Here is a 13,136-nt window from a genome sequence, read left to right as displayed (position 1 = left end):
CACCTCGCTGTGGAAAGTGGCTCAGTGTAGCAAGGCTGGCGCCATAAAAAGAATGCCAAGTGCGGACAGCGTTGATCTACAGCAATTGTTGCTCGCTCAACCAGCGCCGGGTTATGGCGGCAACCTGTTCGTCATCCTCTTGCAGGGCCATATGGCCGACGCCTGCGATCACAGAGTGGTCGACGCAGGGCGAGCACCGCCGCGCGTGAAACTCAAATACGCTGGGTGGGTAGAGGTAACTGTGCTCGGCGCGCAGCAACAGCGTTGGCACCTTAATGGTTTTCAACGCCTGCCAGGGGGAGTCAACATGGCTGAAGTTGTGTGCTTCCCACGCCGGTAAGTAATTCAGTTGGTAACCATCGTCGACGGGGCTAAGTACAGCGTTGGCGTAATCGACAAAAGCCTGCTCAGAGAAGCGCTTATATATAGGTTTTTGCGCGTGATAGTCGATGAACTCGCGGTGGTCAGTCCACTGTTGCCGCCGCCCGCGTGTGCGTTTGACGAGGCCGATATGGCGTGTGACCCACGGGGAAATCAGCTTTGGAAATTTAGGCAGTAGGCGGCCGGGCAATGTGGCGGGGTCGTACATCACCAGCGCTTTGAATAAATCCGGCCGACGCGCGGCGGCAAGGGCGCTTACCGATGCGCCAATGGAATGTCCCAGTGCCACGACCGGGGCTGTTTGTTGGTGCTCGAGAAAGGCAATCAGGTCGTCGGCGTGATCTTGCCAGTTAAAACCTCGCGGTGGCTGCGCATGCGGCCAGGCTCCGCGGTTTTCCATGCCAAGCAGAGAAAAGTCGTCGGCAAAGTGGCGTAGAAAGAACTGGTAGCTGGCAACGGGAAAGCCGTTAGCGGCAGCGAAATGCAGTGGCTGCTCGCCCTTTCCGCCGTGGAGCCAGGCCGCGGGGCCGCGGCCAAAATCGTGTTCTACGCGCGTTAACATGGCGCCCTCCCGGTTGCTGTGGTTGCCCATGTGGGCGCATCGGCGGCGCATCCACATGGGGCATTCTTACACCTGGGGTGGGCGTGGTTTCAGTAACTATGCGTGCAAGCCGTGCTCTATCGGGCATTCCCCTCGAGCGAGTTTGCGCGCGCGCTCCACCAGTGTGTCTTCCATCGACTCGCGGCCAATCATAATCACAAAGTCGCCCTGATGCAGCCCATCCAGAGCAAACCGTGCCAATTCGTCCAGGTCTTGTACTGGCAGGTCTACGCCAATTTGCTTCATGCCCTCCATAAACTCGTCGAAGGTCATTTCTGCGCCTTCGGGGGCAGGCTTTTCTCGCGCGAGCTCAGCGGGGCGGTTGCGGCGCGTGGTCCAAATGCCCGTTGGCAAGATACCGCCGGACGGATAGAAGATGCAGGCGCGCAATTTGCTTTCCTGGCCAACAAGCTGTGCGTTTAGACACTCCGTCATGATTGACACCCCGGCTTTGCTCGAGGCGTAGACAGATTGGTCTGCCAGCGGTGAAATGCCGCCGTCCCCAGAGCTGGTGTTCATAATAATGCCCTCTTCACCGGACTCCAGCATGCGTGGCACAAAGGCCTGAACGCCGTGGGCGATGCCGCGCAGATTCACGCCTAATACCCACTGCCAGTCGTTGGGCGTGGTGTCCCACACATTATTGTTGGGTACGCTAACCCCGGCGTTGTTGCACAGCACGTGGCAGGCACCAAATTCGCTGAACACCGCATCGGCCAGAGCATTGACCGACTCGGGTTTGGATACGTCGGTGACAACTGCGCGAACCACGCCCCCTTTGGCGGCTAACTCAGTTGCCGTTTTATCCAGTGCGGTTTTCTCCACGTCGGAGATCACCACTTTGGCGCCTTCCTCTAAAAATGCATTGGCGAGTGCGCGGCCAATGCCGCTGGCGCCGCCGGTAACGACAACGACTTTTTCTTTGAAGCTTTGCATGGTTTTCTCCTTGTTATAAATAGTGTGTTGCCAGTGTTAGAACAATTGTCGAAGATCCAGACCGAACATTCTGGGTTCGCCCCAGGCCTGGTTATAGGTGCCGGATGAGTCGGCAACGGCGACGACGCCGATGCGGTATCGCTCGTCAGTGAGATTCTTTGCCCAGGCCGAAACGGTGAGATCACCCGCTGTGTTTTGCCAGGTAAGGCGCCCATCCAGCAATGCATAGGCGGGCTGGCCGGCCTTTTCCGGTGAGTCCTTGAAGGCGGCATAGGATGCCGGGTCAAAACCGTAGAAAACGTCGCTTTTGTAGCTGAGGTCGAGGCGAGAGGTCACTATGCCGATGTCGCCGGACCAGGTGTATTGCACGCCAAGCGAGGCTGACTTGTCCGGGGAGACAGGAAAGGTCTCATTGCTGCGATCGACGAACTTTTCCTGGCCAACAATGGCCGACTGCAGGTCCAGCTCGGTGAATTCTATGTACCGATAGTTATTGATGCTGAGGCTGGCGTTAATTTGCAGTGCCGAGCTGGGAAGCCATAACAGTTCCAGCTCCGCGCCGCATATTTCAGACTGGCCGGCATTGCCGAATACCACAACAACGTTCTGCGCCGAGTCTGAGCCAACGGCAATGAGTTGTTGGTCGTCAAAGTCCATGTGGTAGAACGCGCCGTTAATACGAACACTGCGCTCAAAGGCATCGATCTTAAAGCCGATCTCGTTATTGGTGACGACCTCCGGGTTGATCCGCTGCAGGCCGTCGACGCCCCGCGGCTCGAAAAAGCCCGACTTAAAGCCGCGGCTCCATGTGGCGTAAAACATTGCGCTGTTGAGCAACTCTCCGTCTAGCCAGTGGTCCGGCAGTGTGTAGGCCAATGACACCATTGGCGTGGCCTGGCGAAAGGTTTCGTCGCCGATATCCTTGCGGCGGGTATTCGGGTCTAAGGGATAGTCGTGAAGGGCATCGCCGTCGGCGTCTGGGAACAGGGCCGCGGCAATGCTCACTGGATCGTCTCGCCAGCCCAGGGGGCCGAGGTAGGGGAAAAAGCCGCCGGCACCGGGGCCAAACACGCCGATGTTAGTGCCGTTACCAAACAGGCCGCTGCCGAGCAGGCGCTGCTCGATTGCCGCCATGTCGGCCTCGGTGGTGCTGAGTTCGGATTGCCGCTGCTCCTCGGTAATGCGGTAGCCCAGTGTGAGCTCTAACTGTTGGCTGATATCAAAGGAGGCTTGCGTAAAGGCGGCGAGGGTGGTGTTTTCCAATTCGAAGTCCGAAACCACCAGCGGGGCACCGATAAAACCGACCAAGGGCACGGTGCCGCCCGGCACGGGGCGTGTGGGCGACTGGCTGAGGGCAAGCTCTGCCAGGGTCTGCGAGTCGATGCCACGAATACTGTTAGAGACGGTGAAGTTCTCGCTGTTGGTTTCCTGCATGGCAAATAGGCCGGCGGTATAGCGCAGGCGTTGTTCAAAGGCTGAACCATTGAGCTGCAGTTCAAAGCTGTAGGAACGCCGGTCGCTGTCCTCGGTATTGATGTAGCTACTCCACAGCGCGGGGCCACCATCGGGATCGCTGGCCTGTATTGGGCCCTCCTTCTCGCCGCGCAGGCCGATAACGGACTTCAGGCTCAAGGTGTCGCTGATCTGCCAGTCAGCGGTCGCCGCGAGCAGCGCGGTATCAAGATCATTCTGCAAGCGCGGGTTGGGACCCTGGTTCGATTTTAAATCGCCCAGGCGCTCCCGGGAGTTGGCGTCGCAGTTTTCCTGAAAGGCCCGCAAATTTGCAGGATCCGTGTCGCCGGGGTGGGCAACCCAAAGGCCCTGTATATACAGGGCCTCCTGGCTGGGCACAGAACAGTTGATACCACTGAGGTTTTCGCGGATTTTCCCCAGAAATGCCTGGGTATCCAGACTGAAATGCTCACTGGCTTCCCAGCGGGTTTGCAGCAACAGCGACTGACGGTCATTGGTGGGGTTGTTCTGGCCGGTGGCTACATTCTCGAAGTAGCCATCGTCTTTGGTGATGTTAATCGCCGCGCGGGTGAAAAAGTGATCACCGATTGGCCAGTTTACACCGGCTTTCAAGCGTCGCTGGGCGTAGTTGCCGACGCCTGCTTCCACATACGCTGCGGGCTCGGCGTCGGGCTTTTGCAGGCTGACCACCATGGCGCCACCGGTGGTGTTTTTCCCGAAAAGAGTTCCCTGTGGGCCACGCAATACCTGAATGCTGGCGATGTCGACGGTATCGAGTAGCTGGCCGTCTGAGCGGGGTAGGAATAAATCGTCTAAATACACGCCTACCGTGGGATCAACGCGGGCAAAACCGGTGCGTTCACCAATGCCGCGAATGTAAATTTGATTGGCCTGGCCCTTGCGAATCTCGAGGCTGGGAACCGACTTGGTTAACTCGCTGGTGTTGCTAATGCCGCGCTCGCGGAGACTGTCGGCGCTAATTGCCGTAACGGCAATAGGGATGTCCTGCATACTCTCGCTGCGCTTTCGCGCTGTCACCAGCACTTCCTCCAGCACACCTTTTTGTAAGGTGTTGTCAGCGGCTGACTCGGCGTTGGTAAACGGGCTAATACTTAGGCCGAGGGCGATGCCCCCGGCGATAGCACTGAGGCTAGGGCGTGCAAAATAATCCACGATGACTCTCCGGCGAATTGGCGGGCTGTAATACGCCGCCGTTTAATTATTGTTATAAGTATTTTTTCTACCTTGAAGTATTTTTACACCATAGTGTAAAAATACTTCAAGTGCCGGTGCTATAACTTTTTGTCATGTAGGGGTGATGGGCCTTAGCGAATTTCAATAAATTCCTCATCGCGGTACTGCCGCTGCCAGACGCGATGCTGGGTCTGATCCGGGGTATCGAGTTTCCAGATGCTCACCAGCAAGGTGTCGTCAGTATTGCTAGCTTGCACGGTGTAATCGCTGTTTCCTGCGACGTAGGTTTTCAATAGGCAGCTTTTTAAGTCGACGTCGAAGCCGTCGGCATTTTCGCTGTAGTTGCGGCAAATAGTCAGGAATTCATTGCCACCGCTGTCGCCAATGTAACTGGTGACGGTCAGCGTGTAGTCTTGGCGAAGATCAAAGCCCTCGGGCACTTGTAAATCGGCGGTGGTTTCCGCGGGCGGCTGCGGTTCGTCGACAGCGACGGGCTGCTGAACGGGCGCTGGGGTGATGTTTGCGCTGTCGCTGTCGGCAGTACTTGCCGTATTGTTTCCACCGCCGCCGCCGCCACCACCTCCACCACCACAGGCGGTAATGGCAAGGCTAAGGCAGAGTGGTGCGATAAGTGAGTGGCTGCTCATAATAGTGACCTCGGTGTGTCGCCGTGTTTAGCGGTTGAAAATGTTTTTGGTGTTGGCGTTTTCACGGTTGTACCAGTCCAGGTGTTCTTTTCCCGACGAGCGTATGTGGTCGTGGAATTTGGGGTAGGCGTAGTGAATGTCCATGTACTCTGAGGGGTAGTCCCATTTTGCCGGTATGTTCATTGCCCAGGGCATGTTGTTTTGGTTGACGTAGTACACGTTGGTATTGCTGGCGTCGTCACCTCTGCCAAGAAAATTCTGTTGAAAGGCGCTTGTTGGGGCCATACCCCTGAGATGAATTTCGAAGCGGCGTCCCGGTGCTTCTCCAAACAGATAGTTTCTTGCGTAGCCTGGCGTGGCGAAAAGAAATGGGTCGAAGGGGAAGTCGCCAAGGCGCTCTGATGGCACGCCTGTTTGCAGCGTGATCGTGGCACTAAAACGCATTTGTATGTTCGAACCGCAGCCGGGCTCGGTGCGGTAGTAGCGGCAGTTTTCCCCCGGGGTGGTGTATTGGTGAAGGTCCTCTGCGATGATCACAATGGCGTCATCTTGATCTGGCTCCATGACGCTGGCTTGTGGAAGGCCGTTGATCGATAGGTGGCTCAACGCTTCGATAACATCGTCGCGGTTAAGTCCGGGAAGGCGGAAAGCAAAGCCATTGTGGTAACTCGCGCCATGTGCGACGACTTCCCCTTCTATCTCGATATGGGTCAGCGAGTCGCCGAGTTGGCGTTTGGCTAAGCGGTATTGAATGACTACATCATTCATATCGTAGTCGCCCGTCAGCGGCCAATTATCCTCAAAGGCCAGTGTCGCGCGGTCATTTTCACCGGGGTAAAAAATGGTGGTGGCGGGCTGTTCAGCAATCTCAATGGCGTAATCTTCCACCTCGCCGTCGGGTGCACCCCCCTGACTGGTCAGCCCGGGTGTGGTACTCAAGCGAAAGCGCATCCAGCTACCACCGATCGCTGCATCGGTGGGGGCGGTATAGGAGAGCATTGCCGCTCCGGCCGCGACTGGATGGTCCACCAACCACTGTTCGTCGTCGCTGAAATTGCCGTCGCCATTCCAATCCGCCCAGGCACTGAGCAAACCTGCGCCGCTGCTTTCAACTGACACTAATGCGCTTTTCCCACGCAGAGGCGTATTAAGAAAGGCAACGCCATCATTCTCGGTTGTCGCGTTGCCTAGTTCGGACAGCTTGGCGTCGGCTTCGTAGCTGATGCTCGCGCCCAGATATAGCTCGCCGTTGCCCTTGGCATGGCGGGCACCGTTGTTTTGCAGCGAGCTAGCGTAGCTGTCCGGAGCGCTGCCGAAATCCGCAATGGCGATGCCGCTGGTAACGATAGGGGCCAGCGCACATCGGGCGCCATCGTTGTTGCTGGAGGCCGGGCCAGAGGCAAAGCGAACGGCTTTCGGCGTGCTTTGTGAAACGTCAATTTGGAAGATGAGGCCATCGTTGTTGCGGGAAATATAGAGGTTGCCATCAACGTCGAAATAGGCGGCGCCAAACGTTCCTGATTCGCCGGTATTGCCGAGCTTTTCAGCGGTGTTGTTCGAAATATCTATCTTCCAAAGTGCGCCTTGGTTATCCACGGCATAGACCATGCCGTTGCTGGGGTGGAAGGCCATATCGTAAATCTTGAGATTCAGTGCCGCGCCGGAAATAACTTTCTGCAGCGATAGATAGTCATCGCTGAGACTGTCCAACGAGAGCCGATACAGACCGTAATCGCTACCGCTTCGGTAGAAGTAGTAGGCGTTTTCCGTGGGCGATATATCACCGACAAAAAAACTTAAGCCCTGCATATTGGCATTGAGTTCCGCCACGCTGTTGTCAGCGCCAAGGCGGCTGATAGAGCCCGTTTCGTAGTTGTAGGCGTAGAGATAGCTGTCACTTAAATTGAAGGCGAGAGCATTCATTTTGGCACTCGTCCAACCCGGCGTGCTCAGCGGCTTACTGAAGCCGGTGGCGAGATCGACGCTGTACAGCTGCGCCATCCTGTCTTGAATAAGAAAGGCCTCCCCGGGGCAGCGCTCAAAGGGCAGGGCATACGTCAGCGAGGTGGTGCATGAAAGCAGGCTTACAAGGCCCAGAATTTTGCGTTTCATATTGGTCATCACTTATTCGTTGGCAGATGTCCTACTAATCGCAAAATTGATACCAATTAAAAAATCCTTTTATTTCATGGGTTTGGGGTTTTTGGCGGGAAGCTCTATCGGTTTTTCGCAAATTACGACGCTAAATGCGTAGTCCCTCGCTCAAGTGGGCGGTGTTGTGAACCGAGTGGCGCTGAGGGCGGGCCTGGTCCGGCAGGCACAAAAGTGTGGAGGTTAGGTGCTTCAGTTGGGGTTAAGGCAAACCTGATTAGGCTAAAAACTCTAATGGAGGATATAGCGATGAACAAGACAGGTAGAGTGTCGTCAGAAAACCATCTATTGGCGGCGGTGGTCGTGTTGTTGGTCGGCACAATGGCATTGCCAAGCCAGGCGCGTGCCGACAATGCTGAGGTTGCTGCCGCGGTGTTGCTGGGTGCCGCAGTGGTTTACGCCGCGCACGATAGCGACGCCAGATATGTGCACCGTCACCATGCACATTGTGGTCACCGGGTGGCGAAGCACCCTAATTACCGGCGCGGTTATCAGCATGCCTATCGATCCGGCTATCGAGATGGCTACGATGATGGCGCTTACGATTACAGCCGCCCCCACTATGGCAAACACCATCACAAACGCGACTATTGGCGTCACCACAGCAGCCGCTACGACCGGCACTATCACAAGGGCGGCCACCGTCCCCACAAAAACCACCGGGTTCATGGTAAGGGTAATGACTGGAGCACGCGGGTGATTATTCGCGAATACTAATGCGCCTTTGCTGCCATGTGTGACGGCGCTTGCGGCCTTGCGGGCGGCCTGCCAGACAGCTGCTAGACTCAGGTTGAGCGGCGTGTCTGGCAGGCCGCTTTGCTTTTTTGCAGAGTGAGACCGTTGATATGACTAACCTGAACATTAGGCAGCAATTACTCAAGCGTATCGCAACGGTTGCGGATAAACAGCTGGATGGGAGTGACGCGAAGGTTTTTCGTCAGTTTCTCGATCAGGTGGTACATGTTCACCCTGACGAGAGCCAGCTGAGTTGGGAAGCTGATGCTAACTTCGGTTTGTTATATGGCTTGTATGACTTTGTCTCCCAGCGCGCTGAATCGGAGTCATTGGTCAAAGTCTTTAATCCGGACCTGGAAAGCGACGGTTGGTTAAGTAAGCACACCGTAATCTACTACTGCCAGCCCGATCGCCCATTTCTCGTTGATTCTCTGCGTATCGCGTTGAATAACTCCAATCTCAATGTGCACGTGTTTGAGAGCAACTTAATGTGGGTTGAACGCAGCCCTGAGGGAATATTGGAGTCGCTCTCGACGAATCGCAATAGTGACGCCTGTTGCGAAAGTGTCGGCTATGTATTGATAGACACCTGCAGTGATCAGAGCGTGCTTCATGCATTGACTTCCGATCTGCGCACCGCCAGTGACGACGTTGAGCGAGTTGTCGAGCACTTCCCGGCGATGCTTGAGCGTTTGCAGGCCTGTATCGACGAAAGTGAGCGAACCTTTGGGGAGGATAACGAAGAGGCCGTGTTTCTGCGTTGGCTGCGCGATGGCAATTTCACGTTTTTGGGGATGTCGGACTTTCTTCTCTCCAGCCAAAATGATCAACCCTACATTGCCGAGGTACCGGATAATCAGTTGGGCCTAATGGGTAAGCGCGCGCCACTGCCCGCTGTTGCCTTGACTGAATTGTGCCAGGGCTTTGCCGACTTCTACGCCCAGCGATCGGCATTGGCGTTTACGAAAACCTCGCAAAAATCGACGGTACACCGCCACGTTTACGCCGACTATATCGTGATAAAACGTTTCAATGAGCAGGGCCAGGCGGTTGGTGAGACAAGGGTGCTCGGCCTGTATACCGCTGGTATGTACTACCACAGTGTCGAGCGAATACCGCTACTGCGCAGCAAGGCGCAATGGTTGCGACACCACTCCCAGCTTGATGGCGCCAGCCACAATGGCAAAACCTTCGCGCTGATCATTGAGCGCCACCCCAGAGACGAGCTCATTCAGGCTGAGCAAAGCGACCTGCTCGACGCGCTCCTGGCAATTTGGAAAATTTACGAGCGGCGCGCAGTGAAATTGGTGCTGCGCGTTGATCGCTTTGAAAAATTCGTGAGCTGCATCGTTTACTTGCCGCGCGAAGCGGTAAAGATGGAAAAGGACATCGAACGACTGCTTGGGCAAGCCATTGGCAGTAGCGATTGTGAGTTGTCCACGCAGTTTCTTTCGGAATCGGTGCTGGCGCGCATGCAGTTGGTTTACCGCATTCACGATCAGCAATTTCGTCAGCTTGATCGCGGAGCCCTGGAAGCTGAGATTATTGAATTGTGCCGGGACTGGCGGCAGCGCTTTACCGAGCTGTGTATTGAGCGTCATGGCGAGGAAACCGGTCGCTCGCTAGCCCTGCAATACCAGCAGGCATTTTCGGCGGCTTATCGGGATCGTTTTTCGCCGCTGCTGGCGGTGAATGATATTGAGCTCTGTCGGCGCCTTACAGACAGCAGTGATATCAGCATCAGCCTTTTTCATCAGGCCGGCAGTGACGATAATCGCTTGCGCTTAAAGCTGTTTCATCGCGAAGAATCGCTGCAGCTATCAGATATATTGCCGATGTTGGAAAAAATGGGCTCGCGGGTATTGGTGGAGCACCCGTATCAAATTTGCCCCGACGGTGAAAGCGATATCTGGATGCACGACTTCGTGTTGGAGCACGATCTGGGCGGCGGTAGGAAGCTTAATCTGGAGTCAGTGCGCGACAGCTATGAAGACGCTTTGCGCGCGATCTGGCAGGGCAAGGCCGAGAATGACAGCTTCAATCGTCTAGTCATTGGCGCCAGATTGGACTGGCGTTCTGTGGCGCTGATTCGCGCCTATGCGCGCTACATCAAGCAGCTCGGCTCACTGTTGAGCTTGGACTTTATCGCCTCGGTGTTGAGCAGCAATGTCGATATTACTCGTGATTTAATGGCCTTGTTTCGCTGCCTGTTTGATCCGAGGCGCGGCGCGCAAAAAAGCAGTGAAGAGCGGGAAAATAAGCTACGAGACGGCATTCTTCATGCGCTGGATGAAGTGCAAAACCTCAATGAGGATCAGGTGCTGCGGCAATACCTTGAGTGTATCGACGCCACGCTGCGGTGTAACTTCTTTCAACAGGATGACGCGCTGCAATACCGCGATTGTATTGCGTTGAAGATCAGCACCCGCGATCTTAGTTTTGCGCCAGCACCACGCCCGGAGTACGAGATATTTGTGTTTTCGCCGCGAGTGGAAGGCGTCCATCTGCGGGGCGGCAAAGTTGCGCGCGGCGGCATACGCTGGTCCGACCGTCTGGAGGACTACCGCACCGAAATCCTGGGGCTGGTAAAAGCGCAGCAGGTGAAAAATGCCGTCATAGTTCCCACCGGTGCTAAAGGGGGCTTTGTCGCCCGACGCTCGGCGCAGCTTGAGTCGCGAGAGGAGCTGTTTTCCGAGGGCGTGGCCTGCTACAAATTGTTTATTGGCAGCCTGTTGGATATTACCGATAACCGCGAGGGTGATCGTGTGGTGCCGCCCGAGTCTGTCGTTTGTCGCGATGACGACGACCCCTACTTGGTGGTTGCGGCGGATAAGGGCACGGCGAGTTTTTCCGATATTGCCAATGATATTGCCCTCAGTCGCGGCTTTTGGCTGGGCGATGCCTTTGCCTCCGGGGGCAGTAACGGTTATGACCACAAAGCGATGGGAATTACTGCCAGGGGTGCTTGGGTCGCGGTGCAGCGGCACTTCCGTGAGCTTGGTATTGATGTGCAGCGCGATCCGGTGACGGTGATTGGTATCGGCGACATGGGCGGGGATGTATTTGGTAACGGCATGTTGTTGTCCAAGTCGCTGAAGGTGGTTGCCGCCTTCAACCACCTGCATATTTTTATTGACCCAGCGCCCGATGCAGAAGCTTCCTGGCAGGAGCGCAAACGCCTATTTGAGCGGCCTCGGTCGAGTTGGGCCGACTACAGTACCGAATTGATCTCGACGGGCGGTGGCGTCTTCTCGCGCAGCGCCAAGCAGGTGCCATTGTCGCCGGAAATGCAGCAGCTACTAGCCTGTGACGACGCCGCACTCACTCCCACGCAACTGATTCGCCGCCTGCTGCAGGCCAAGGTAGACCTGATTTGGAACGGCGGCATTGGCACCTATGTAAAAGCCGCGGAAGAAAGTCATGCCGATGTTGGTGATCGCGCCAATGACCCGTTGCGGATAAATGGCAGCGAGCTGCGTTGCCGGGTATTTGGCGAGGGCGGAAATCTCGGCGTTACCCAGCTCGGGCGTCTGGAGTTTTGTCGCAATGGCGGTATTTGTAATACCGACTTTATCGATAACGCTGCTGGTGTGGATTGTTCCGATCACGAAGTAAATATAAAGATTCTGCTCAATGCACAGCTCGAGTCCGAGGACTTAACATCCAAGCAGCGCAATCAGCTGCTTGCCGATATGACGGATGATGTGGCGTCCTTGGTATTGCATAACAACTACCGTCAGACCCTGGCAATCAGCCTGGCAAGCTATAGCCGCGATAAGCACCACCACGACTACCTTCGCTTTGTTGAGCATCTGGAAGAGACGGGGGCGCTGAATCGAGAGTTGGAGTTTTTGCCTGATAACGAGCGTATTAACGAGCTGCACAGCGAGGGGAAAAGCTGGACGCGACCGGAATTAGCGCTGCTGGTTTCCTACGCCAAAGTTGAGCTTAAGGAACAGTTAATGGCGCTGGCGGATACCGACGACCCCTGGTTGCTTGAGCGTGTATACAGGGCCTTCCCTCAGCGTCTTCGTCGCGACTATGCCTCACAAATTCGCGACCACCGTCTGGCCAGGGAAATCATTGCCACGCAGTTGGCCAATGAGCTGGTGAACATCATGGGCTTTCGCTACAGCCATCGTCAGGAAATCTCCCTGGGGGCAACAGCAGTAGAGACAGCCTGTGCGTTTGTCACCGTCGTCGAGTTATTTGGCATTGAGGGGCTGTGGCGCCGCGTAGAAGCGTTGGACCAAGGTGTCGATAGCACCGTGCAGTACGCCTTGTTTCACCAGATTATGCGCCTTGGGCGACGCAGCACGCGCTGGTTTTTGCGAAATATCCACAACATACAGCCGTCGCGATTGATTGAAAAAATGCAGCCGGGCTTCGCCGCGCTCATGCCGGGCGTGGTGGAGAATCTGCGCGGTGTATGGGCAGAGGAATACCGCAGCAGAAGCGCGCGCTGGATAGATGCCGGGGTGCCGGAAGAATTGGCGACCACGATTGCGGCATTTGATGCCTATTTTATGCTGCCAGGCTGCGTGGATGCAGCCCTGGAAGTTAATTGCCCGGCAGAGCGTTTCAGCAAGTTGCAGTTCGCTCTGCTAGAAACCTTGCAAATGGATTGGGCGCTGCAGGTGTTAATTTCCTGGCAGCCGGGTGGGCGTTGGCAGGACCTGGCGCGGGAGTCCTATGTGGATAGCCTGGAGTCGTTGTTGCGCCAGCTAAGCATTGGCCTATTGAGCGACGCGCAACGGACTTTGTCTGACATACTCGATAGCTGGCAAACTGGCAATCAGTCGCGCTTGAGCCGTTACAATACCATCATCGACAGTGTCAGAATTGCGGCAGCCGAGGATTTGTCGGTGTTCACTGTGGTGTTGCGAGAGCTTCAGGATTTGGTTGACGCGTCGTTGGCTCAACTGCCTGATTCGTCGCTGCCATACGCTACTGGCGAAGCCGGTGAGGCGTCATAAGGCGCTGTTGAGCCGAAATATATACTAAGGGGAAATACACTT

The 13,136-nt window shown here is 55.8% G+C and carries 7 protein-coding genes; 2 read left to right on the top strand and 5 right to left on the bottom strand.

Features of this window, described 5'->3' with window-relative positions; translation table 11 throughout:
* Positions 1-76: 76 nt before the first annotated feature.
* The 5 genes from AC2Q8J_RS07040 to AC2Q8J_RS07020 form a co-directional block, all read right to left on the bottom strand.
* Positions 77-943 (bottom strand): alpha/beta fold hydrolase, encoded by an 867-nt coding sequence (locus tag AC2Q8J_RS07040; protein WP_286694373.1) that lies wholly within the window; start codon positions 941-943, stop codon positions 77-79.
* 96 nt (positions 944-1,039) lie between these two features.
* Positions 1,040-1,918 (bottom strand): SDR family NAD(P)-dependent oxidoreductase, encoded by an 879-nt coding sequence (locus AC2Q8J_RS07035; protein WP_204995139.1) that lies wholly within the window; start codon positions 1,916-1,918, stop codon positions 1,040-1,042.
* A gap of 36 nt (positions 1,919-1,954) precedes the next feature.
* Complete coding sequence (locus AC2Q8J_RS07030; RefSeq protein WP_486452507.1) at positions 1,955-4,564, bottom strand: TonB-dependent receptor; 2,610 nt, start codon at positions 4,562-4,564, stop codon at positions 1,955-1,957.
* Between the two features lie 152 nt (positions 4,565-4,716).
* Positions 4,717-5,232 (bottom strand): hypothetical protein, encoded by a 516-nt coding sequence (locus tag AC2Q8J_RS07025; RefSeq protein WP_486452506.1) that lies wholly within the window; start codon positions 5,230-5,232, stop codon positions 4,717-4,719.
* Positions 5,233-5,259: 27 nt separating this feature from the next.
* Positions 5,260-7,344 (bottom strand): LruC domain-containing protein, encoded by a 2,085-nt coding sequence (locus AC2Q8J_RS07020; protein WP_486452505.1) that lies wholly within the window; start codon positions 7,342-7,344, stop codon positions 5,260-5,262.
* Between the two features lie 288 nt (positions 7,345-7,632).
* On the opposite strand from AC2Q8J_RS07020, the gene AC2Q8J_RS07015 reads away from it, so the two are divergent.
* Both AC2Q8J_RS07015 and AC2Q8J_RS07010 read left to right on the top strand, forming a co-directional pair.
* Positions 7,633-8,100: a hypothetical protein gene (locus AC2Q8J_RS07015; protein WP_486452504.1), complete on the top strand. Its 468-nt coding sequence runs from the start codon at positions 7,633-7,635 to the stop codon at positions 8,098-8,100.
* Between the two features lie 128 nt (positions 8,101-8,228).
* Positions 8,229-13,094: an NAD-glutamate dehydrogenase gene (locus tag AC2Q8J_RS07010; protein ID WP_486452503.1), complete on the top strand. Its 4,866-nt coding sequence runs from the start codon at positions 8,229-8,231 to the stop codon at positions 13,092-13,094.
* Positions 13,095-13,136: the final 42 nt, after the last annotated feature.

Source organism: Spongiibacter sp. C9W, assembly GCF_057370015.1.
Note: the sequence above shows the minus strand (reverse complement) of the source record. Positions and strands in the feature narration are given on the sequence as shown.